This is a genomic window from Psychroflexus sp. MBR-150 (genome assembly GCF_053628795.1).
Genome location: NZ_JBRJHB010000003.1, coordinates 18,137 through 41,835, shown reverse-complemented (window position 1 = coordinate 41,835; position 23,699 = coordinate 18,137). Strand labels below are relative to the sequence as shown.

General features: G+C 34.0%; 15 protein-coding genes and 1 pseudogene. 8 read left to right on the top strand and 8 right to left on the bottom strand.

What is annotated here, in order from left to right:
• The first annotated feature begins 17 nt into the window (after positions 1-17).
• From egtB to dcm, 3 genes are all read left to right on the top strand, one after another.
• A complete protein-coding gene (egtB, locus tag ACSSV5_RS02390; RefSeq protein ID WP_454244612.1) occupies positions 18-1,178 on the top strand; it encodes an ergothioneine biosynthesis protein EgtB in 1,161 nt (386 codons plus the stop codon).
• Positions 1,179-1,199: 21 nt separating this feature from the next.
• Complete coding sequence (locus ACSSV5_RS02385; RefSeq protein ID WP_454244611.1) at positions 1,200-2,156, top strand: L-histidine N(alpha)-methyltransferase; 957 nt, start codon at positions 1,200-1,202, stop codon at positions 2,154-2,156.
• Between the two features lie 80 nt (positions 2,157-2,236).
• Positions 2,237-3,481 (top strand): DNA (cytosine-5-)-methyltransferase, encoded by a 1,245-nt coding sequence (dcm, locus tag ACSSV5_RS02380; protein ID WP_454244610.1) that lies wholly within the window; start codon positions 2,237-2,239, stop codon positions 3,479-3,481.
• On the opposite strand, the gene ACSSV5_RS02375 is transcribed toward dcm, so the two are convergent.
• The 3 genes from ACSSV5_RS02375 to ACSSV5_RS02365 are packed head-to-tail and all read right to left on the bottom strand — an operon-like array spanning position 3,457 to position 8,170.
• Positions 3,457-4,218 (bottom strand): Eco47II family restriction endonuclease, encoded by a 762-nt coding sequence (locus tag ACSSV5_RS02375; protein ID WP_454244609.1) that lies wholly within the window; start codon positions 4,216-4,218, stop codon positions 3,457-3,459. The genes dcm and ACSSV5_RS02375 overlap by 25 nt on opposite strands.
• A gap of 38 nt (positions 4,219-4,256) precedes the next feature.
• The gene (locus ACSSV5_RS02370; protein ID WP_211064712.1) at positions 4,257-4,883 is read right to left on the bottom strand and encodes a polysaccharide deacetylase family protein; all 627 of its coding nucleotides are present in this window, start codon (positions 4,881-4,883) and stop codon (positions 4,257-4,259) included.
• Positions 4,880-8,170, bottom strand: coding sequence for a protein O-mannosyl-transferase family (locus ACSSV5_RS02365; RefSeq protein ID WP_454244608.1), 3,291 nt, complete (start codon positions 8,168-8,170; stop codon positions 4,880-4,882). The genes ACSSV5_RS02370 and ACSSV5_RS02365 overlap by 4 nt, the downstream gene beginning before the upstream one ends.
• Positions 8,171-8,623: 453 nt before the next feature.
• Between ACSSV5_RS02365 and ACSSV5_RS02360 the strand changes: the two genes are divergently transcribed.
• Together ACSSV5_RS02360 and ACSSV5_RS02355 are read left to right on the top strand one after the other, a co-directional pair.
• Positions 8,624-9,916 (top strand): M16 family metallopeptidase, encoded by a 1,293-nt coding sequence (locus tag ACSSV5_RS02360; RefSeq protein WP_454244754.1) that lies wholly within the window; start codon positions 8,624-8,626, stop codon positions 9,914-9,916.
• Between the two features lie 12 nt (positions 9,917-9,928).
• A complete protein-coding gene (locus tag ACSSV5_RS02355; RefSeq protein ID WP_454244607.1) occupies positions 9,929-11,992 on the top strand; it encodes a M16 family metallopeptidase in 2,064 nt (687 codons plus the stop codon).
• A gap of 483 nt (positions 11,993-12,475) precedes the next feature.
• Here the strand turns inward: ACSSV5_RS02355 and ACSSV5_RS02350 are convergent, their stop codons facing one another.
• The 3 genes and pseudogenes from ACSSV5_RS02350 to ACSSV5_RS02340 form a co-directional block, all read right to left on the bottom strand.
• Positions 12,476-13,585: a thioredoxin-like domain-containing protein gene (locus ACSSV5_RS02350; RefSeq protein WP_454244606.1), complete on the bottom strand. Its 1,110-nt coding sequence runs from the start codon at positions 13,583-13,585 to the stop codon at positions 12,476-12,478.
• Between the two features lie 342 nt (positions 13,586-13,927).
• Positions 13,928-14,134: pseudogene (locus tag ACSSV5_RS02345) on the bottom strand (IS1634 family transposase); the annotation flags it as partial.
• 56 nt (positions 14,135-14,190) lie between these two features.
• The gene (locus tag ACSSV5_RS02340) at positions 14,191-14,733 is read right to left on the bottom strand and encodes a hypothetical protein (protein WP_454244605.1); all 543 of its coding nucleotides are present in this window, start codon (positions 14,731-14,733) and stop codon (positions 14,191-14,193) included.
• Positions 14,734-14,876: 143 nt separating this feature from the next.
• On the opposite strand from ACSSV5_RS02340, the gene metG reads away from it, so the two are divergent.
• On the top strand, positions 14,877-16,940 hold the full coding sequence (gene metG, locus ACSSV5_RS02335; protein ID WP_454244604.1) for a methionine--tRNA ligase: 2,064 nt from the start codon (positions 14,877-14,879) through the stop codon (positions 16,938-16,940).
• On the opposite strand, the gene ACSSV5_RS02330 is transcribed toward metG, so the two are convergent.
• The gene (locus tag ACSSV5_RS02330; protein ID WP_454244603.1) at positions 16,937-17,671 is read right to left on the bottom strand and encodes a lysophospholipid acyltransferase family protein; all 735 of its coding nucleotides are present in this window, start codon (positions 17,669-17,671) and stop codon (positions 16,937-16,939) included. The two genes, metG and ACSSV5_RS02330, sit on opposite strands and share 4 nt — an antisense overlap.
• Before the next feature lie 127 nt (positions 17,672-17,798).
• Positions 17,799-18,209, bottom strand: a complete 411-nt coding sequence (locus tag ACSSV5_RS02325) for a BrxA/BrxB family bacilliredoxin (protein ID WP_454244602.1) — start codon at positions 18,207-18,209, stop codon at positions 17,799-17,801.
• Positions 18,210-18,405: 196 nt separating this feature from the next.
• Here ACSSV5_RS02325 and ACSSV5_RS02320 point away from each other — a divergent pair, with 196 nt between their 5' ends.
• Both ACSSV5_RS02320 and ACSSV5_RS02315 read left to right on the top strand, forming a co-directional pair.
• Complete coding sequence (locus tag ACSSV5_RS02320) at positions 18,406-19,683, top strand: acetyl-CoA hydrolase/transferase family protein (RefSeq protein WP_454244601.1); 1,278 nt, start codon at positions 18,406-18,408, stop codon at positions 19,681-19,683.
• 613 nt (positions 19,684-20,296) lie between these two features.
• On the top strand, positions 20,297-23,695 hold the full coding sequence (locus ACSSV5_RS02315; protein ID WP_454244600.1) for a hypothetical protein: 3,399 nt from the start codon (positions 20,297-20,299) through the stop codon (positions 23,693-23,695).
• Positions 23,696-23,699: the final 4 nt, after the last annotated feature.

The window sequence follows — 23,699 nt, the reverse complement described above, 5'->3', positions numbered from 1 at the left end:
AGTTAATAGTTTTTTTTATGACAATTCATCAACGCCTAAATTTTTTCATAAAAACCCGACAACACACCGAAAAAATCTGTAAACCTTTAAAAACAGAAGATTACGTTGTGCAACCCGTCGTTGATGTCTCGCCACCAAAATGGCATCTCGGCCATACCACTTGGTTTTTTGAAGAGTTTGTTTTAAAAACTCATCTTAATAATTATCAAATATTTCACCAAAGTTTTGCCTTTGTTTTTAATTCTTACTACGAAAGTGTAGGCGATAAAGTGATGAGAACCAACCGTGGTAATCTTTCCAGACCAAGTGTTGATAAAATCTATGACTACCGTAAATATGTCAACAAACATATGCAGCAATTGCTCGATTCACCTATTGATGATGAGTTGTGGAAAGTTATAGAAATTGGCATTCATCACGAAAAACAACATCAAGAACTCTTACTGACCGATATTAAATATATCCTTGGTCATAACCCGTTGTTTCCTATTTATGACGAAACATTTAAAGAATTAAAAATTGAAACACAAAACCAAAACTGGATTGACATCAAAGAAGGTTTGTATGAAATTGGTCATAATAGCGACAGTTTTTGTTATGATAATGAGTTGGGGCGACACCAAGTTTATCTCGAAAATTTTAAAATCAGTAATCGTTTGGTGACCAATGCAGAATATTTAGAATTTATTGAAGATGGTGGCTACGATCAAGTTTTGCTTTGGCATGCCGAAGCTTGGGACTGGCTTCAACAAAACGATATTGCATCTCCAAAATATTGGCATTTCATCGATGGACAATGGATGAGATACAGTTTATCTGGATTACAAAAACTTAATTTGAAAGAACCATTAAGCCATATTTCTTACTACGAAGCATTCGCCTTTGCACAATGGAAAGCTATGCGTTTACCAACTGAGTTTGAATGGGAAGTTGCCCAAGCTCACTTTGATTGGGGACAAGCTTGGGAATGGACAGAAAGTGCTTATCTGCCTTATCCTAAATACCAAAAAGCAGAAGGTGCTTTGGGCGAATATAATGGCAAATTTATGGTCAACCAAAAAGTGCTGAGAGGAAAATCTATTGCAACACCACCACAACATAGCAGGTCAAGCTATCGCAATTTTTTTCACCCGCAACTCAGATGGCAGTTTAATGCTGTGAGGTTAGTAAAATCATAACGACACAAGGTAAAAATTTATATGAAAAAGATACAAACGCAATTTGAAAAAGACGTCATCAAAGGTTTAACAGATTACCCGAAACATTTACCGTCAAAATATATTTATGACCAACGTGGCGATAAGCTATTTCAAGAGATCATGGCGATGCCAGAATATTATCTCACCAACTGCGAGTTTGATATACTGAGTTTACATAAAACTGAAATTTGCGAAGCTTTTTCTCACGACAAAGGCTTCGACCTCATCGAACTCGGAGCTGGAGATGGCAAAAAAACCAAAATTCTTTTAAAAGAATTGGTAGCCAAAAATTATGATTTTGATTATCTCCCTATCGATATCAGTCAAAATGTTTTGGACGAATTGACCGAAGCCTTAAAACACGAAATACCTGAAGCTAAGGTTCAAGCCAAACAAGGAACTTATTTTGATGTGCTTTCTGAATTAGACCAATACCGCAGCCGTAAAAAAGTGATTTTATTTCTCGGCTCTAATATTGGCAATTTGTTGCATAAAGATGCTATTGAATTTTTAAAAAAAATACAAGAGAATATGCACGATGATGATGTTTTATTTATGGGATTTGATCAAAAAAAACACCCGCAAACTATTCTGAATGCCTATAATGACGATACAAAAATCACCGAACAATTCAATAAAAACATTCTAAGACGTATCAATCGTGAGTTTGATGCCAACTTTGATTTAGATCAATTTATGCACTGGGAAACTTATAACCCAGAAACAGGAACGGCTTTAAGCTATTTGGTCAGCTTAAAAGAACAATTTGTCAATATCAACAATCTCGACTTAAATATTAAGTTTGACGCTTGGGAAAGTATTCACGTTGAAATTTCACAAAAATACGACGATGCCGTTGTAGAATGGCTATCCGCACAATCTGGCTTAAAACCCATAAAAACTTTTTTAGACCAAAAAGGTTATTACAAAAACTATATTTTTAAGGCAGCGAAATAGGGGGATAATTTATTTTTAAAAAACCCCAAAAAATATATTTAAAAGATTAAATTTGTAACCATTGCATAAGCTTTAATAAGATGGTTATAAAAGATTATTATTCACTTAATGAAACTGCTAAAATTGTTGGTAAAAGTAAAACCACATTAAGACGTTGGGATAAAGAAGGTATTCTTAACGCAGTTAGAGAGCCAGTTTCCAATTATAGAATGTATAAAAAAACAGATGTCCAAAACCTTCTCGGACAACTGTTTGATGAAATTGAAAACGAAACTGTTTCAAACTACACTGAAGCTGATAATCAATACAAAGTTTTAGAATTATTTGCTGGCGCTGGTGGTTTGGCTTTAGGACTTGAAAGAGCGGGTTTAAAGTGTGCAGCTTTAAATGAAATCGACAAATGGGCTTGTCAAACCCTTAGGCAAAACAGACCAAGTTGGGAAGTCTATGAAGGTGATATTAAAAACTACGGTTTTGATGATTTAAAAAACAAAATAGACGTGGTTACAGGTGGTTTTCCTTGTCAAGCTTTTAGCTATGCAGGGAAAAAATTAGGACTTAAAGATGCAAGAGGAACTTTGTTTTATGAATTTGCAAGAATTGTCAATAATCTTAAACCAGCCATTTGTATAGGCGAAAATGTTCGGGGACTTTTAAGTCACGACAAAGGCAATACACTTCAGGGTATGATATCTATTTTAGACGAAATCGGATATAATGTTGTTCCTGTTCAAGTTTTAAAAGCTGTTCAATATCGAGTGCCTCAAAAACGAGAAAGGTTAATTATGGTTGGTATAAGAAAAGATATTGATGTTGAATACAGATATCCTAAACCACATCATAAAACGTATACACTAAAAGATGCCTTAAAAAAAAGCGACTTATTTAGCTGTGACGTTCCAAAATCTGACGGAGCAAAATATCCCGAGCACAAGAAAAAAGTATTAGACTTAATTCCACCAAAAGGTTACTGGAGAGATTTGCCCTTAGATTTGCAAAAGTCGTATATGGGTAAAAGTTTTTATCTTGGTGGTGGCAAAACAGGAATGGCAAGGAGAATAGGTTGGGATGAACCGTCATTAACCTTGACTTGTTGTCCTGCCCAGAAACAAACAGAAAGATGTCATCCAGATGAAACCAGACCTTTTACGGTTAGAGAATACGCTCGAATTCAAACTTTTCCAGATCAATGGGAATTTGCAGGCTCTACTGCTCAACAATATAAACAAATCGGAAATGCCGTTCCAGTCAATCTTGCGGAAGAATTAGGATATACTATTATTAAGTTTTTGAATACATACTATAAATCATTAAAACCTGAATAGTATCCATAATTTTCTGATGTTATTTGGTTTAATATTGAACGTTTAGATATTTTAATGTCATTTTCAATTTCTTCTAATGCAGAGTTTTCTGATTGCGTTTCTTTTGATTTTAAATGATTTAAATAGTCATCAATAGCTATAGGTAAAATTTTATATAAGTCAAAAAATGCCGTTTTGTTACCAGTTAATAATTCATAAAATTGATCTCCAGAAATTTTATAAACTCTACTATGGCTATATTCTTTTCCGTTAATGTCACCTTTCCAATGCTCATTAAAACTACTTTTAGCTAAAATTTGAACCCAATAACATTTTGCCTTTTTATAGTCATCTGCATATCTGGATAATTTTTGAAATAAAGCTTCAGACGAACTACTATTCATTGTGTTGTGTTTATTTTTGATGTCAGCAAAAAGTGTATTATCTTTTGCTTTTATATCAAATCCACTTAGTTTGCCAAGCTCATATCCCTTTATACCACTAAGAATATTTTCGTGAAAAGTACCAATCGAATTATTAATAGATTTATCAATTTGTCTTAAAATTTCATTTTCAATAAGGGTTTTCTCATTAAGTTTATTGAACTTACTATCAAAAGTTAATTTGATGGTATCAATTTTATTGTTGTAGAATTTCTTTTTTGTAACTTTTTTCTTTGCTTTTAAATATGAATGATGCAACTCTTTGATACAATAAAACAAGTGTTCATCTGAAATAAAATCAACATAGTTTTCCATAAGTAAATTTTTAAGTATTTAAATTTAATCAAACTTTTCTATAATTTCCCAAACCCAAACCCATTTTCTAAAAGGGTTTCAATAGCTTTTGACAACACCTTTTGCAAAGTGTCAAAAGCTTTGATGTTGTCGTGGCAAACTATAATACTACCAGAAGTGGTGTTGTTGATGATGTTATCATATACTTTTTGGTGGGGCAATTTAGAACTGTAATCTTTACTCAAAACAGACCACATTATCACATCATAGTCCAAGTTGAGAACAGCTTTTGATTGTGCCGATGTCATTTTACCATAAGGCGGTCGAAATAAAGACGTGTTGACCCCAAATTCATTGATGATCTTTTGAGTATTTTGGATGTTATCAAGATATTTTTCTGTCGTGGTTTTCCAACCTTTTAGATGGTTGTAAGTATGATTTCCAATACTATGATTTTGTTTTAAAATTTCTTTGAAAATCTCAGGGTGTTTATCAATATTTTCTCCTACACAAAAAAACGTGGCTGGAATTTGATATTGTTTTAAAACATCCAAAACCCAAGGTGTAACTTCGGGAATTGGTCCATCATCAAAAGTTAAATAAATACGTTTTTCAGTATTGGGTTTTTCCCAAATATAATTATTAAAATAGCGACTTACTAAAGCCGGTGTTTTAGCAGGTATCATTCCGGTTGTTCAGGTATTGTATCTGTTTGAGAAGAATCTCCCGAGTTTAAAAGTTTATTCATCAAATCTTCTTTAGACGGCGTTTCTTCAAGTTGATTGCCATAATCAAAAAGTTCTAAATAAGAATTAAAGGTTTCAGCTTCTTTTTGCATCATTTCATCGTCTTGAACGTAAATCAACATATCCACTAACGAACGGTAACGCTGTATTTCGGTTGAAATCTCTTCAGCTAATTGACTTTGTCTATCATAGTTTAGGCTACTAAAATACCTGAGTTTTTCTTGATATTTTTTGGCGACATCTTGCCATATAGCTCTGGCTTTTTCAGTCTTATCTATTTTGTAATAAACTTCAATAATCGGATTGAGTAATGTGTAATATCCAAAGTATTTTACAGGCATTTTTTCCATAGCCAAATCCAGAACATTTTCAGCTTTTTCATATTTCTTCTCTTTAGCTAATGAATCTGCCAATCTTGCCATATTACTTCGGTAAGTAATCGAGTTTCTTCGGGTTTCGGTATCGTAATAAATATTGTCTTTGCCACTATTTTTCCAATCCCAATTCATTACGATGTCATACATTTTTTCAGTATCAATTCTACCCATATCCACATCGGTTTTAGGGTTGAAATCGGTTTTTATCGGGACAAGTTTATAGCAAACGCCATCGAGTTGCAAGTAATCTTTCATCCAAAGAAAATCCGCACTGTCATAACTTCCACCAGTGAAATAAATAGGGCGTTTCCATTCTGTATTTGCCAAAACATCAAGCATCAATAATCGATGTTTATAAACCAACGAACCTGGAATTTTTATCACAATTTCATCGACAATCTTATCAAGATCTTTAGCTTTGACAATTCCAGAATTTATTGCATTTTTTTTGTTGACAGGAATTCTGATGTGTTTAGTAGGAAAGGTATTCACCCATTGACCGCTTTGTAATTCAGCTTTGGTGCGTTTATCATCTAATTTTATAAATTTTATCCAAGTATCAATATCTAAAGTATCGGGATAATTTTTATTTTCATTAAACCAAACAGCTTCATTGGTGCCATAGCTGTAGTCTTCGTGTTCCAAATAGGTTTTTAGTGGATCGCTTTTGTAAGCTTTTCGTCGCATTTGGTCAATATACCAATCGGTGGCAAAAAGTTGCGTATTCACCACGCGAACATCGGTGCGGTAACCCAAAATCTCTTGAGCAAACCACAGTGCAAAAGTATCATTATCTCCAATGGTAAATAAAATGGCGTTTTCGTCAACCGAATCCAGATATTTTTTAGCCATCGTCAAAGCTGAATAGCGGTTAGAACGGTCGTGGTCATCCCAATTTTCACTCGCCATCAGCACAGGTGCAGCCAAAAGACAAACCACACTGACTAAAGGCACAAGAATTTTAGATGACAAATATTGCCTAAAACTATCGTAAATGCTAAATACGCCAAAGCCAATCCACATACAATACACATAAAACGAGCCCACCAAAGCATAATCGCGCTCACGTGGTTCAAACGGACGTTCATTGAGATAAATTTTTAAAGCAATACTTGTAAACAAAAAGAAAACCAGTAATATCCAAAACGACTTTTTATCTTTTTGATAATGGAACAATAAACCAATAATTCCTAAAATCAATGGTAAAAAGAAATACGTATTTCTCGCTTTATTGGTTTTCATATCAGTGGTCAATTCATCTTGATTGCCCAATCGCCATTCGTCAATAAAATTGATACCACTGATCCAATTGCCATTCAAATCTGTGCCTTGACCTTGAATATCGTTTTGTCGGCCAGCAAAATTCCACATAAAATACCGCCAATACATATACATAAATTGGTGCTCAATCATATATGAAAAGTTAGCAAACGCCGATGGTTTTTCAACATCGAGATACGGAGCAAAATCTTTTAAAAAAGAAATATAACCTTCAGCGCCAATTTTACCATCATCATAATCCTTTCTGAATTGATTTACAATTTGCGTCAATTCTTCACTGCCTTGATAATCGGGTTTTATGGTAAACTCAATAGGACCCGTATAAGCTAAGTAATTTTTAGCATGTTCAAAACTCCACATTCTTGGCAAAAAAGTTTTATGCTTGCTGTTCGGGTTTTGTTTTGCGTTTTTATAATCATTTACAATCACATATTTGCCAAGTTCCTCATCTCGCTCATACTTAGGTTCTTCATCAGAATAAGGGTTGTCTGGGTCAAGTCCAGCAAACATATCTGTAAATTGTGGTCCGTAAAACAATTTCACCTCAGGATATTGATCCCGATTATAGTAAGCCAAAAGTGCTTGTGCACTACTCGGATTGTTTTCGTTGATGGTCGTACCCGCATTGGCACGTATAGGCAACATAATCCAACTTGAGAAACCTATGAAAATAAACAGAATACTCAACACCACTGAATTAATCACTGGATAACCTTTTTGTCGCGTAAATTTTAAAGCAAAAATGAAAAAAGCAATGACCACCAAACCAGCTATGACAGTCCCAGAGTGAAAAGGCAAGCCAACAGTATTCACAAAAAACAACTCAGATTTAGCAAAAAATGTCAAACTATAAGGCAGTAGAAACTTAAATATAAACATCAAAGCCCCTAAGATAATCAGACTTGACACCACAAAGTTTTTAATCGTAATAGTTTTTGTGTTTTTAAAATAATACATATATCCAATCGCAGGAATAGTCAGCAATCCCATAAAATGCACCCCAAAAGACAAACCGACAATAAAGCTGATCAAAATCAACCAACGGTTGCCACGCGGTTTGTGCATATCGCGTTCCCAAAGCAAACCCACATAAAACAGAATAGACATAATGCACGACGCCATAGCATACACTTCGGCTTCAACTGAATTAAACCAAAAACTATCAGAAAAAGTTAAGCTCAAAGCCCCAATAAACGCAGCACTCAAAACCATAATTTGTCTGCTCACAGTAGCATTTTCTAAGTCAGGATATATTTTTCTAAACAACAAAACCACACTCCAAAACATAAACAACACCGCAAAAGCCGCCGAAAGTCCAGACATAAAGTTAATCATCAATGCAATTTGAGATGCTTCAGGTGCGAAGATAGAAAACACTGCACCCAACATTTGATAAAGCGGTGCACCTGGCGGATGACCCACCTGCAATTTTGAAGAGGTTGCTATATATTCACCCGCATCCCAAAAGCTCAAAGTCGGTTCAAGCGTCATCGAATAAGTCACCAATGCTATGACAAAAGCCAACCAAGCTACAATTTTATTCCATTTACTAAAATTAAATCCACTCATCTATCTCTGATTGATTTGAAGTTGCTAAAATAATAATTTTAAAACCTTGACCCATAAATTTATAGGATATTCCAAAATATACTTTGGCAAGCTTGTAAGTCTTTAGGGCTGGTAGCTGGGTTATCCGCTATATTCTCGCACAATGTGAGAGATGCCACTACTCTTGTGTTGATAAATATTTTATTTATTGAATTTCATCAGAAACACCTGCTTGAACCCAACACAAAAGGCAAAACTTAAATTTTAAAAATTTACAAAACCCTAACGATTAAAGCAGAAAAACAATAAACTTCAAATGATAAAATTTCTTTAAAATTTGCTCGTATAAGCCATTTCAAAACCTTTTTGATAAATTATGATTTATAATTGTAACAAATTTGTATTTTTAACACTTATACAATAATGAATCTAAAATTAATAAAAATGAAAAAACAAGTAATCATTAGTATGTTGATGAGTCTATTTGTCGCCGTTAGTTTTGCACAAAAAATAGACTACGAAACTTATCAACTCTCAAATGGTCTTGATGTTATTTTGCATCAAGATAATTCTGCCCCAGTTGTCACCGTTGGTGTGATGTATCACGTTGGTGCCAAAGACGAATCACCAGGCAGAACTGGTTTCGCTCACTTTTTTGAGCATTTACTATTTGAAGGTACCAAAAACATTGAAAGAGGAAAATGGTTTGACATTGTCTCTGCCAATGGCGGAAGAAACAACGCCAATACCACGCAAGACAGAACTTACTACTACGAAACTCTCCCTTCAAATGCCTTAGAACTTGGCTTATGGATGGAATCTGAACGTATGCTTCATCCCGTAATTAATCAAGTTGGGGTCGATACTCAAAATGAAGTGGTCAAAGAAGAAAAAAGAACCCGTATTGACAATGCACCTTACGGCAAAATTGCCTACTCAACTGGTGTTAACAAACACTTATTCAAAAAACACCCTTACAAAAATTCCGTGATAGGAACGATGGATGATTTGGATGCCGCCAAACTTGAAGAATTTAAAGCTTTCTTTGACAAATATTATGGCCCAAATAATGCAACTCTTGTTGTTGCTGGTGATATCAAAATTGGCGAAACCATTAAATTGATCAAAAATTATTTTGGAACCATCCCTTCAAAACCAGAAATTGAACGTGTCAATATTAAAGAAGACCCTATTCAACATAAAATTGAAGTTACTGAATATGATAGTAACATTCAAATCCCTTTAAAAGCATTTGTTTACAGAACACCTTCTATGAAAGATAGAGATGCTTATGTTTTAGATATGATATCACAACTACTTTCTGGAGGCAAAACTTCAAGACTCTATAAAAGAATGGTCGATGATGACAAAATTGCTCTTCAAGTTTTAGCTTTTGCTCGATCTATGGAAGATTACGGCACCTATCTAATTGCAGCATTACCAATGGGCGACAATTCTTTAGATAAATTGGCCACGGTTATGGATGAAGAAATAGAAAAACTAAAAACCGAATTGATTTCAGAAAGAGAACTCGAAAAATTACAAAACACTTTTGAAAACAGATTTGTAAGCTCAAACAGCTCGGTTCAAGGTATTGCAGCATCATTAGCCACATATCACACCCTTTATGGCGATGCGAGTTTGATTAACAATGAAATTGATATCTACAAAAGTATAACCAGAGAAGAAATCAAAGAAGTAGCCAACAAATATCTTCAAGAAGACAAACGTTTAGAAATAGACTATTTACCAGAAAACGACAATTAAAAATATATAATTATGAAATTCAAATTTAGCTACCTATTGCTATTATGTTTTGTAACAACAGGTCTTGTTGCACAAATAGATAGAACCCAAATGCCAAAACCAGGTCCAGCACCTGAAATCAATCTTGGCGAACCAGATACATTTGAAATGAGTAACGGTCTTGAAGTTTTGGTTGTAGAAGACCATAAACTGCCAAGGGTTTCTGTAAGATTGGTCATTGATAACAAACCACACCGTGTTGAAAAACCTGGAGTTGAAGACTTAACTTCTGCTTTGCTTGGTACAGGAACCAAAAACTTAAGCAAAGATGAATACAACGAAGAAATAGAATTTCTCGGGGCTAATGTAAGTTTGGGAGCAGAATATGCCTATGCTAGCTCGCTCAAAAAATACTTCCCACGTGTGTTTGAATTGATGGCAGATGGAGCTTTAAACCCTGTTTTTACACAAGAAGAATTTGACTCTGAAAAAAATAAACTCATCGAAAGTTTAAAAGCCAATGCCAAAAATGTGGGTGCAATTGCCAGTCGTGTAAGCTCAGTTTTAGCTTACTCAACAAATCACCCATACGGGCAATATACAACTGAAGAAAGTGTTGAAAAAATAACATTACAAGATGTTCAGAACTACTATCAAAACTATTTTGTTCCAGGAAATGCATACATGGCATTTGTTGGTGATATAAATAAAAAAGAAGCAAAAAAGTTAGTCAATAAATATTTTAAAAATTGGAAAGCAGAAACAGCACCAGAATTTTCTTTGCCACAACCAAGAAAAGCACAATTCAGACAAATTGATTTTGTCAATATGCCTAATGCCGTGCAAAGTGAAATCATCGCTCAAAACACAGTTGATTTAAAAATGTCAGATAAGGACTATTTTCCTGTTTTGGTGGCTAATCAAATTTTGGGTGGCAGCTTTGGCAGTTATCTAAACATGAATTTAAGAGAAGATAAAGGTTATACTTATGGTGCAAGATCAAGTATTGGTGCAGACCGTTATGCCTCTCGTTTTAGGGCTTCAGTTAGTGTAAGAAACGAAGTAACAGATTCTGCTGTGGTTGAAATCCTCAAGGAAATTAAACGCATCAGAACAGAACTTGTTGATGCTCAAAAACTTGAAGATACTAAGAAAAAATTTGCTGGTAACTTTGTTTTAAAACTTGAGCAACCTTCAACGGTAGCTAATTATGCTTTAAACATAAGAACAGAAAAACTTCCTGAAGATTTTTATAAAACCTATTTGCAAAAAATCAATGCAGTTACTAAAGAAGATATCAAACGTGTGGCAGCAAAATATTTTGATATCGATCATTTGCAAATTGTCGTTGCAGGTAAAGGCTCAGAAGTTGTTGAAAATCTTGAAAAAATTAAGTTTGAAGGTAAAACTGTTCCAGTATTGTATTACGACAAATACGGTAACAAAATCGATAAGCCTGAATTTAATAAACCGTTGCCAAAAGGCGTAACTGTTCAAACTGTATTTGACGATTATATCAAAGCTATTGGTGGTAAACAGAAAGTTAAAGCGATTGATAATTTGACAATGAAAGGAACTATGTCTGCTGGACCACAAACCTTAAACATAGAAATGGTGTCAACTGCCAAAGATCAAGTCTATTTTGAGCTTGGAATGTCAGGTATGGTAATGAGCAAAATGGTGATTAATGGTGATAGAGGATACAATGCAGGTCAAGGTCAAAAGAAAGATATGACTCCTGAAGAAGTCAAAGAAAATTTAAAGACTTCAAGTTTGTTTCCAGAACTCAAAGCTCCAAACAACTTAGAACTTATAGGAATTGAATCTACCGATAACGGTGATGCTTATGTAGTTAAAATTTCTGATAAAACTAAAACGTATTATAGTGTAGAAACAGGTTTAAAAATAAAAGATGTTTCAGTTGAAGAGCAAATGGGGCAAACTTTTGAGTCAACGGTTAAATACCAAGACTACAAGCCAGTTGAAGGCGTCCTAATTCCACATAGTATGACACAATCTGTAGGGCCACAAAACTTTGATATCAAATTTACTGAAATCAAGGTTAATCAAGACATTCCTGAATCTAAATTTCAATAAACAATTTCTTAGCTTAATTGTAAAAACCTCGCCAAACTTTTGGTGGGGGTTTTTTGTTTTTTCAAAGGTCTAAACATGGATGTATTCGTCTTAGCTTTAAGAGTGAAAATAAGCTTATCAGAATAATAATGATGGCCTGTATTTTGAGTTGACAAAAATGCAGTCAGACAATCCAACACAACTTGGAGTGAAAGCAATACAATTTTACTTGCTTTAGCCATTACAGTTTTTTGAAAACTACTTCGATAACCTATCGTCTATCTACTGCTGACATAAATAACATGAGTTTGATTTAAGTAACTAATTAAATAAAACCGTCAAATTGAGTAATTTTTCGGAGTAAAACGAAGAATCCTGAAATTTGTCAAGAGTATCGAAATTAGGCTATATGATGAAAATACAAGTGTTATTCTTTATCTTTGAGATCAAAAAAGTCATTATATGTTATTAGTCGAACCAAAGTTAAGTTAAAAGTTGAAATTATTATTCTTCACCTAAAATTTCATCAACTTTTTGTCTAAGGGCATTTCCTCTTAAGTTTTTGGCAACAATCACGCCATTTTCATCAATTAAAAACGTGGCAGGAATAGACCTTACGCCCCATTCTTTAGCGATAGGCTCATTCCAATATTTGAGGTTTGAAATATGATACCAATCCATTTTATCATCCTTAATTGCCTTTTCCCAACTACTTTTGTTTTTATCTAAAGACACGCTTATAATAGAGAAACCTTTGTCCTTGTAATCATTGTAAACACTCACAACATTTGGGTTTTCCATACGACAAGGTTTACACCAAGACGCCCAAAAATCAATTAAAGTAAGTTTGCCCATAGCGTCTTTTAAAGATAAAACATCGCCACCTGGTGTTGGAGCTTCAAACATTTCAACTTTGGCACCAATATCAGTTTTAGACATTTTAGCAATATTTTCCGCCAGAAGTTTACCTAATGTATGATCTTTTACCTCGTTAGAAAAACTATTGTAAATAGATTTAATGTCTGAATTTGGTAATTTTTTACTCGACATTAAATCTGATAAAGCCAAAGCAGCCACTATTGAATTTGGATTTGATTCTGCCATTTTTTTTCTAAAAGCAATGTCTTGGTCTTGAAGAAGCTTTTGTTTTTTTCTTAAGCTATTTAAAGTTTCACGGTCTTGATTCATCATGGCTTTACGCATATCTTGACCTAATTTATTCATAGCATTGGCTGAAGCTTTCAATGTATCCATATAAGTCATTAAAAGTTCATTGTGCTTTCCACCCATGATTTTTGAGCTTCTTAGGCTATCTTTATACAAAACAGCCTCGATTGATTCGTCTTCATTTACAAAAAATAAATTGCTGTTAACGCCTTCTATCGTAAACATGTTGAGTTGTTGTGGCTCTCCTTCTTCTAAATCTAAAGAAAATTGACCGTTCATCACTTCTACAGTATCCACAGGCACAGGTTGATTGTTTTCTCCTAATTTAGAAAAATATACTTTTGTGCTATCCTTAACACCATCTATCTGAGCTGTAAAATCTGCTTTTTTACTTTGACAGGCAACAACCATAAGTATTGAAAATACACTTAAAACTAATCCTTTCATATTCTAAAAATTTTATTACAAAAATAAATAATGAAAAATATAAAACTGACTTAATCTTATAATATATTGTTAATTTGTAGTTTAACTCTATGAAACTACTCCCAAAAATTTGATTAATTTTAAAACTATTTTTTAGAAACAAGAAGAAAATTCACATCAGAATCCAAAGTAAAAATAGCCATTGAAACTTTAAAAAAATCGAGATTTTATCGTAACTATCAAATGTTTTATATTCATGCTAATCAAATCTGCTGACTTCCACAAATTAACAACCAAAATTAAAAAGAGTAGAGATTTGCCTATGCTCATCTGTTAATATCAATATTTTTTTTAATTTTTCTTAGGTGTTGTAATCTCAATTCCAAAGATGCTATGTGTGATTTCAATTACTTTTTCAGGCGATAAGTCTGATTTCTTTTCTTTCAGCTGTCTTTCTAACTCTTTGTTCACCTTATATGCTATAAAATTCAAGCAGACATGAACCTCTATTCTTCATTGCTTGTAATGATAGATAGGTCTTGTTTTTAGGTCAGTTTTTGTGATTCTAAAGGTGGCAAGCAGGTTTTATAAGGAATGTTTATGAGATTCAAAATAAACATTCGGTATTAGTTAGCAGTGATTAAACTGCCTTTATAATAACCGCTGATCTCACGACCTAAATTGTCAACTCCAGAAAATTCTATTTCGTATTCTGGACCGTTGCTGATGACTTGAAGATTTCCTTCAACCAAAAAAGGAGGTTCATCGATTTCAGTCTCTGAACTGATGTCAATGTTTTCTAATATAGCAGCATACTCAAAGGTTTGTCCTGTGATTTCAGAAAAATCTACTAAGGGATATTCGCCTTCTACTAAATCTTGATTCGAGTCGGTAAAAAGATCAAAATTAATCAAATTGACTATGTTGTTTTCTGGTACTGGTTGACCATTCACTATAACAATGTTAGTATCAACTAAGGTAATACCAAAATTGGTTAGATTGTTAAAAGTGCCAAAATTTTCAATAACACCAGCTTTAAGTTCAAGCTCTGTGTTGCCAATTTTTAAAAAGTTATTGTTTTCTACAACATTGACATCATCGTCGCTAGAGCAAGAAAAATTTACTAAAGTTAAAACGAGACACATTAAAAGTAAATTGATTTTTTTCATGATTAGATCGATTATAATTTAATTTCAATTTTACAACAAATAATCAACATAAATCGATGTTAGGTTATAATATTTCTTTAGTCAGATTAAGATTGTGTAATTTTGCGTTTTTTCAATCAGTTTTAATATAACTTCTATGCGATATGAAAGATTTTAAACGCTATACCATTACAGCAGCTTTACCTTATACCAACGGTCCTATTCACATTGGGCATTTGGCTGGTGTTTATGTTCCAGCAGATATTTACGCTCGTTATTTAAGATTACAAAATAAAGATGTGCTTTTTGTCTGCGGTAGCGATGAACACGGCGTACCGATTACTATTAAAGCCAAAAAAGAAGGCGTTTCACCACAAGATATCGTGGATCGATATCACAATATGATCAAGTCTTCTTTTAAAGAGTTTGGTATTGCCTTTGACCATTATGGCAGAACAACATCCAAAACGCATCAAAAAACTGCTTCTGATTTTTTTATGACTTTATACGATAATGATAAATTTATAGAACAAACCACCGAGCAACTTTATGACAAAGAAGCTCAACAGTTTTTAGCTGATAGATTTGTAATCGGCACTTGTCCCAAATGTGGTCACGAAGAAGCTTACGGCGATCAATGTGAAAAATGCGGTACTTCCCTTAATGCTACAGATTTAATCAACCCAAAATCTACTATCACAAAAAACAAACCCACGCTTAAAACAACCAAGCATTGGTTTCTACCACTTGACCAATACAGTGACTTCTTAAAACAGTGGATTATAAAAGAGCATAAAAAAGACTGGAAACCCAATGTTTACGGTCAATGCAAATCGTGGATTGATGAAGGATTACGCCCAAGAGCTGTAACACGCGATTTAGATTGGGGTATTTCTGTGCCATTAAAAGATGCTGAAGGCAAAGTGCTTTATGTTTGGTTTGACGCCCCAATAGGATATATTTCATTTACAAAAGACTGGGCCAAACAAGTTGGTAAAAACTGGGAAGATTATTGGAAAAATAAAGACACCAAGTTGGTCCATTTTATAGGAAAAGACAATATTGTATTTCACTGCATTATCTTTCCGTGTATGCTTAAAGCTGAAGGCAGTTTTAAGTTGCCAGATAATGTACCTGCTAACGAATTTCTCAATCTTGAAGGACAAAAACTATCCACATCAAAAAACTGGGCGGTTTGGTTGCACAAATATTTAGAAGATTTTCCAAACCAACAAGATGTGTTGCGTTATGTTTTAACTGCCAATGCTCCAGAAACTAAAGACAATGATTTTACATGGAAGGACTTTCAAGCCAGAAACAACAACGAACTCGTGGCTATTTATGGAAATTTTATCAACCGTGTAGCTGTTTTAACCCACAAATATTACGGCGGAAAAGTGCCACTTGCAAATGATTTACAACCCATAGACCAAGAAACACTTGAAGAGATTAAAAAATTTCCTAAAAAAATTGGAGAGTCTATTGAAAAATACCGCTTTAGAGAAGCTCAGCAAAAATTGATGGAATTGGCTCGATTGGGCAACAAATATTTAGCTGATGAAGAACCTTGGAAGCATTTTAAAACCAACCCCAAACGGACTCAAAACATCATGTTTGTTGCTTTGCAAATCTCAACGGCTTTAGCTGTGCTAAGTGAACCTTTTTTACCACATACTTCTGAAAAATTAAGCCGTATGTTAAGACTAAATTCATTAGCTATTGATCTCAATTGGTCAAATATTGCCAAACACAAAGTTTTACTTCCTGTTGACCATTATATAGAAAAAGCTGAATTGTTGTTTTCTAAAATTGAAGACCAACAGGTTCAATTTCAATTAGATAAATTAAAACAAAGTAAGATTGATAACAATACGGCTAAAGTAGAATTGACACCACAAAAAAAGCAAATCACATTTGACGATTTTAGCAAATTAGACATTAGAACTGGAAAAATTATCGACGCCAAAAAAATGCCTAAAACTAAAAAGCTCATGGTTTTAAAAGTTGATATCGGTTTAGAACAAAGAACTATTGTTTCAGGTATAGCTGAATACTTTAAAGCTGAAGAAATAATTGGCAAACAAGTAAGTGTTATCATCAACCTTAAGCCCATTAAATTGAGAGGAACACTTAGCGAAGGTATGATATTAATGACCGAAAATAAAAAAGGTGAATTAGTATTTATAAACCCAGATGTTGAAACCCCGTGTGGAAAAACAATAGCTTAATTGTCAATTTCTGATTGTATAGCCTTTAAAGCATGGTTGTAACAAGTGTTAAAATCATTTTGAGAAACATCAATAGGTTGGTGAACTTTAAATAAAATTTTTACCCCAATAGGCAGTGGAAACATGCCATATTGCTGAAGTTGCCATGAGTTTTTAATACTTACTGGAATCAAAATAGCATCTGGACAGTTTTCGATTAAGGTTTTTAACCCATTTTCTGAAAAACGCTTAAGCTGACCATCACGACTTCGTGTGCCTTCAGGAAAAATAACTCCTGAATGCTTGTTTTTGCTGAGATACTGACCAAAGTTTTTAATGGCTTTTACGGCTTTTTCACTATCTTTTCTATCAATTAAAACCGATCCACCGTGCCGTAAATTATAAGAAACTGATGGAATGCCTTTGCCGAGTTCTTTTTTGCTGATAAATTTTGGATGAATTTTTCTTAAATACCAAATCAATGGCGGAATATCATACATACTTTGGTGGTTAGCCACGATGATATGTGGCTTATCTTTGTCTAACTTATAGGTATTATCAAAGCTAATGCGAGTTCCAAGCAAGTTTAGACATCGCATAATAAAAAAATTAAGCCAATCTACACAGATCTTATGAGCTTGATAGCCAAAACCGCGATGTGCAATAAACTGAAGCCCATGAAAAACAACCAAAACCAAACCAAAAGCCAAGTAAAAAATGATTGAAAGTGGATAGGATAAAATTTTTTTCATAAGATATAAACTGACTTGGTGATTTTGTGTGATATAAAAAAATCCTCTGCAAAGGCAAAGGATTTAATTTTTAAAAACGATGTTTATAAATAAAACGTTGTGATTTTGCAAGTTTGCAAAAGTCATATTAGCAATGCTCATCAAAAGCTGCTTTAAGGTTATCGGCTATCATTTCTGCAGGACGACCTTCAATATGGTGACGCTCAAGCATGTGAACCAATTCACCATCTTTAAACAAAGCAATAGAAGGTGAGCTCGGCGGAAATGGCACCATATATGAACGGGCTTTGTCTGTTGCTTCGGTATCAACACCAGCAAAAACCGTATAAAGATTTTCTGGTGTTTTATCATGGTCAACAGCCATTTTTGCACCTGGTCTAGCATTGGCTGCTGCACAACCACAAACTGAATTAACCAAGACTAAAGCCGTACCGTCTTGAGTTAGTGCATTATCTACATCTTGGGCTGACAATAGCTCTTTAAAGCCTACTGTTGTCAACTCATCTTTCATGGGTTTTACTAATTCTGGTGGATACATAATTTCAAATTTTAATGCAAATATACAAATTAAGACTGTGATAAGTTAAGACTTTTGGATAGGAAAAAGGTTAAAAAACACAAAATATAGTGTAAAAATCAGAAAATTAAAAACACTTAATTCTCCTAAGAATATTGTTGATACTATATTTAATGTATCATAAGTTATATACATTTGTAAATCAAATTAAGCAATTATGTCCATCAAATATTGTTCTGCAGAAGAAGCTGTCAACCTCATAAAATCTAATCAACGTATTTTTTTTCAAGGTGCTGCCATGACACCAAAAATTCTCATCGATGCATTATGTCAACGTTACAAAGAAATAGATGGTATAGAAATTATACAAATGCACACCGAAGGCGAAGCTAAATATACAGAAGATCCTTATCAACAATCATTTAAAATCAATTCGTGTTTTGTTGCTAATAATGTTAGGCGAGCAATTAATGGACCAAAAGGCGACTATATTCCTATATTTTTAAGTGAGATAGATCAATTGTTTAGACGAAATATTCTACCGCTTGATGTTGCCTTTATTCATGTATCTCCGCCTGATAAACATGGCTATTGTTCATTAGGCACTTCTATTGATGTGACAATTGCCGCTATGGAAACGGCAAAAATAGTTGTGGCACAAATCAACCCACAAGTGCCGCGTTCACACGGTGATGGTATCATTCATATCAGTCAAATTGATGCTGCGGTGCAAGTTGATGAGCCTATTTTTGGGCATGATGCTGTTACACCAAACGAAATTGATGCCAGTATTGGTAAAAATATCGCCGAATTGGTTGAAGATGGTGCCACATTACAAATGGGAATTGGTGCCATTCCAAATGCAGTTTTAAATAATTTGACTCATCATAAACAGTTGGGTATTCATACTGAAATGTTTTCAGATGGCATTTTGCCCTTAGTTGAAAAAGGCATTATCACAGGCGAAAACAAACATATAAAACCAGGTAAAATTGTCACTTGTTTTGCAATGGGCTCTCAAAAACTTTACGACTTTATAGACGATAATCCCTTTGTGCATTTTAAAGAAGCCAGTTATACCAACGATACGGCTATAATTCGGTTAAATCCAAAAGTAACAGCCATTAATTCAGCTATTGAAATTGACATTACAGGTCAGGTTTGTGCTGATACTATTGGGCAATTTCAATTTTCTGGCGTAGGTGGTCAAATGGATTTTATTCGTGGTGCTGCTTTATCTGATGGTGGCAAAGCTATTATTGCTATGCCATCAGTAACCAAGAAAGGCGTTTCTAAAATTGTCCCTTTTCTTAATCAAGGTGCTGGTGTAACCACAACACGTGCCCACGTGCATTACGTTGCGACGGAATACGGCGTAGTTGATTTATTTGGAAAAAATATGAAACAACGTGCTCAAGCCTTAACTTCAATTGCACATCCCAATCATAGAGAAGCACTTGAAAAAGCAGCTTATGAACGTTTTGGAGAGTTTTAAGATTAGATAATAACATTAAACTTTTAGAAATTATTTTAAAGGTGAAAGATAAGTACCTTTTTCTTATCTATATCATGGAAATTATCTGTTTATTTCTCATAAATTTGATGTTTTTAAACTATATGATTTTTGACTTATTCTCGGTTGATTTGGTTTCACTATATTTATCATTATCCTTGTAGCCAAAACTTCTGAAAATTGAAAATAGCATTAAATAGGGTTTCCTTAGAAAGTTAGAATTTAAAGTTATAGATTTCGGATTTGTTATAAATAGAATGGCTACAATCCAACCATTTAAAACCCTTGAAACGCTTAGGATTGTGCATTGGCTTTTCCATAGTTTGCAAATATTCGATTGTGAATGGATTTATCCATTTTCTATGATTTCAATTTCTTCCCTGTAAGTTCTAAGTTTTCCTGCCATACGATCTCGTAGCACAGTGTAAAAACACGACACTAATTTTTCAATTTTAGCCGTTATGTTTTTTGAAATCTATTTTGAGTTCTTTTTCAAGACAGGTTTTTACATAAGGTTTTAATCCCTTGAAACTGAATAGTAGATTTTTAAACCCAAACTCACATAATATATCCTAAAACCTTTAGTTTTACCATTATGCAAAAGTATCTTGTGGTTTTAAGCTTATGGTTCAGTGCGTCACTTGTGGCACAAAACCAGCCTATAACTAAGGTGCTTCAAGTCTCGGATAGTATTCAAATTGATACCACAAGCATCAGTCCTTTTGACTTTAAAGCGGTTTCGCTCGACAATAAAACAATTGATAGCAGTTGGTATGATGTAAGTTTTAGAAAAGCAATGTTGTATCCCAAAGACTCGCTTAAAAATACTTTTGAAAAAATTAAAATCAACTATTATCCATTACCTAAATTTCTAACCCAAAACTACAGCCTTTACAATCCTAAAATCATTATCAACGCCCGTCAAAATAAAGACAGCTATTTTGACTTAATAAAAGAGAGAGACAAAGAGTTTATATCGCCTTTTCAAGGTTTAAATACAAGCGGTAATATTTCAAGAGCGGTTGTGATTGGCAATAATCAAAATGCCGTTACGCAATCTGAATTGGACTTGCAAATTTCAGGACAAATCTCACCCAATGTAAGTTTACGAGCCTCTATTCAAGATGCTAATGTGCCAACTCAAGACAATGGATTTTCGCAACGTTTAGACGAATTTGACCAAATATTTATTGAATTGCAAGGCCCGAGTTGGGGTATTCGTGCAGGTGATATCGACTTGATAGAAGACCAATCGTTTTTTGCCAGTTTCACCAAACGTGTGCAAGGTCTAAAGGTTGATGCCGAATTTGGTGAAGATCAACAAACCCAAGCCAGTATTGCAGGTGCTTTAGTCAGAGGTGTTTTTGCGAGAACGCAATTGACAGCACAAGAAGGCAATCAAGGTCCATATAAAATCAGAGGACCAAATGGAGAACTTTTTGTTTTAATAGTATCTGGTAGCGAAGCTGTTTTCGTGAACGGAAGACAACTGCAACGTGGCGAAAATTACGATTATATCATCAACTACAACGCAGGTGAAATCATATTTAATTCTACATTTCCGATTACTTCTGAAATGCGGATTATAGTCGAATACCAATTTACCGAGCAAAATTTTACACGGGTTGTCGCTCAAGCCAAAACCAGTCATCAAAGCGAAAACTGGGGCATCAATGGGATGTATTTCACAGAAAGTGACCTAAAAAATCAACCTCTGCAACAAAGCCTAAACGAGTTTCAAGTTCAAGCGTTAGCCGAAGCTGGTGATGACCAAGCTCAAATGTTTGTGCCAAGTGCCCAAGAAACAGAGTTTTCTGAAAACAGAATTTTATATAAAAAAGAAATTATCAATGGCATAGAAGCTTTTGTGTTTTCTAATGACCCTGAAGACACTTTGTTTAGCGTAACCTTTACAGAAGTCGGACAAAATCAAGGCAACTATATTTTAAGCAACACCACAACAGTTACAAGTATATATGAGTTTGTGCCACCAGAAAATGGTGTACCACAAGGAAATTTTGAACCTATTCAACAGCTTATTGCTCCACAAAATCTACAAGTGGCTATGGTGAATGGATACTATAATATTTCTAAAAAAACCGCTATTGATTATGAAATAGCTTTAAGCGACAACGATAAAAACTTATTTTCTGACCTTGATGACGACAACAACACAGGACTTGCAGCAAGGATGAATATCACGCAAAATTTAATACAAACTCAAGACAGCCTTAAGCTGGATGTAGGTTTAGATGTTAATTTTATTGAAGATAATTTTACATCCATTCAACGCCTGTTTAATGTAGAATTTACAAGAGACTGGAATATTGAAAATCCTTTGGGAAATCAACTGTTAACTGATGCTTACACAAGATTGAACTGGAAAGATCAAATTTTTTCAACTTATAGATTTAATCATTTAGAGTTTTCAGAAAATTTCAAAGGCGATAAACATCAACTGCAAACGCTAATGGATTGGAATCCTGTTCAACTTCAACTGAATGCCAGTGTTTTAAACTCAGATTCCAACCAGTTTGAATCTGAATTTATTCGGCTCAATGCTCAATCGACTTATAGTTTTGATAAATATTGGGTTGGAGCGAGCATCGATTTAGAAGACAATCAAGAATTAAATAAACAAACCGACAGCCTAACCGCCAAATCGCAACGTTTTACAGATTACGAAAGTTTTGTTGGCATAGGCGACAGCACAGCGGTTTTTGCTCAGTTGGGCTATCGGTATCGACAAACCGATAGTATAGCTCAAGGCATTTTAGCCAAAGCTTCTATCTCAAATGATATTTATTTGAAATCTACTTTAGTTCAAAATGAATCGACACAGTTGCGTTTTTTTGGAAATTACAGAAAAATTAAATTCAACAGGCCCAACGCTCAAGACAAAGAAAATGTGAATGTGCGTTTGCAATACAACCAGTTTTTATTTGATAGAAAACTAAATTTACGCACCACTTATGAAACCAATAGCGGAAGTATAGCCCGTCAAGATTTCACTTTTGTTCAAGTTGACCCAGGTCAAGGTCAATACACGTGGATTGATTTTAATGAAAATGGTATTCAAGAACTCAATGAGTTTGAACTCGCCCAATTTCAAGATCAAGGCGAATACGTAAGAATTTTGTTGCCCAATCAAACCTTTGTTGGGGTGAATCAAAATCGATTTTCTGAACAATTAACCTTAAATTTAAGAGCTTGGGAAAGTGAAGAAGGATTGAAAAAAGTTTTATCTCACTTTTTTAACCAAAGTGCCTTTAACATTGACAGAAAACTGGCGCGAGACGGTAATGCTATACAAATTAATCCTTTTAGCTCTGATGGAGCTGAAGAATTAGCTTTGGTCTCTAATTTTAGAAACACCTTGTTTTTTAATCGAGGCAGACAGCACTTTACCAATTCTTACACTTTTATTTCTAATACCAATAAAAACTTATTAAGCACTGGTTTACAGGAAAATAAACTAACAAATCACCAATGGGATGTTTTGCATAAATTTGGAGAATCGTGGCTCTTAAATACCAATTTGAGTTATGCTGAAAACGAAAGCATTTCTGAAAACTTTACCAATCGCAATTTCAAACTTCAAGCAGAAGAAGCCCAACTCAAGATATCATATTTATTTTCTGACCAAAAACGCTTTGATGCTTTTTATGAATTTAAGAATCAAGAAAATGTTTCAGGAAATGAAACCTTAACGCAACAAGCTTTAGGCACATCCTTTACTTTTATCAAAGGCAACAAGTATAATATTAACGGTGAATTCAAATACATCAAAAACGACTTTGAAGGCAACAGCTTTTCGCCAGTGGCTTTTCAAATGTTAGAAGGTTTACAACCTGATGATAATTTTACGTGGACACTTTTTGCACAGCGTAAAATCACGTCGTTTTTAGATTTAAATTTAAATTATTCAGGTCGAAAATCTTCAGACTCTAAAACAATTCACACTGGGAGTGTTCAGCTAAGAGCTTATTTTTAAATTT

Coding starts and splice junctions, on each gene's coding strand:
- ACSSV5_RS02350 (WP_454244606.1), bottom strand. CDS start 13,585: ATGAAAGGATTAGTTTTAAGTGTATTTTCAATACTTATGGTTGTTGCC.
- egtB (WP_454244612.1), top strand. CDS start 18: ATGACAATTCATCAACGCCTAAATTTTTTCATAAAAACCCGACAACAC.
- ACSSV5_RS02355 (WP_454244607.1), top strand. CDS start 9,929: ATGAAATTCAAATTTAGCTACCTATTGCTATTATGTTTTGTAACAACA.
- ACSSV5_RS02375 (WP_454244609.1), bottom strand. CDS start 4,218: ATGGAAAACTATGTTGATTTTATTTCAGATGAACACTTGTTTTATTGT.
- ACSSV5_RS02370 (WP_211064712.1), bottom strand. CDS start 4,883: ATGATACCTGCTAAAACACCGGCTTTAGTAAGTCGCTATTTTAATAAT.
- ACSSV5_RS02315 (WP_454244600.1), top strand. CDS start 20,297: ATGCAAAAGTATCTTGTGGTTTTAAGCTTATGGTTCAGTGCGTCACTT.
- ACSSV5_RS02340 (WP_454244605.1), bottom strand. CDS start 14,733: ATGAAAAAAATCAATTTACTTTTAATGTGTCTCGTTTTAACTTTAGTA.
- dcm (WP_454244610.1), top strand. CDS start 2,237: ATGGTTATAAAAGATTATTATTCACTTAATGAAACTGCTAAAATTGTT.
- ACSSV5_RS02360 (WP_454244754.1), top strand. CDS start 8,624: ATGAGTCTATTTGTCGCCGTTAGTTTTGCACAAAAAATAGACTACGAA.
- ACSSV5_RS02385 (WP_454244611.1), top strand. CDS start 1,200: ATGAAAAAGATACAAACGCAATTTGAAAAAGACGTCATCAAAGGTTTA.
- metG (WP_454244604.1), top strand. CDS start 14,877: ATGAAAGATTTTAAACGCTATACCATTACAGCAGCTTTACCTTATACC.
- ACSSV5_RS02320 (WP_454244601.1), top strand. CDS start 18,406: ATGTCCATCAAATATTGTTCTGCAGAAGAAGCTGTCAACCTCATAAAA.
- ACSSV5_RS02330 (WP_454244603.1), bottom strand. CDS start 17,671: ATGAAAAAAATTTTATCCTATCCACTTTCAATCATTTTTTACTTGGCT.
- ACSSV5_RS02365 (WP_454244608.1), bottom strand. CDS start 8,170: ATGAGTGGATTTAATTTTAGTAAATGGAATAAAATTGTAGCTTGGTTG.
- ACSSV5_RS02325 (WP_454244602.1), bottom strand. CDS start 18,209: ATGTATCCACCAGAATTAGTAAAACCCATGAAAGATGAGTTGACAACA.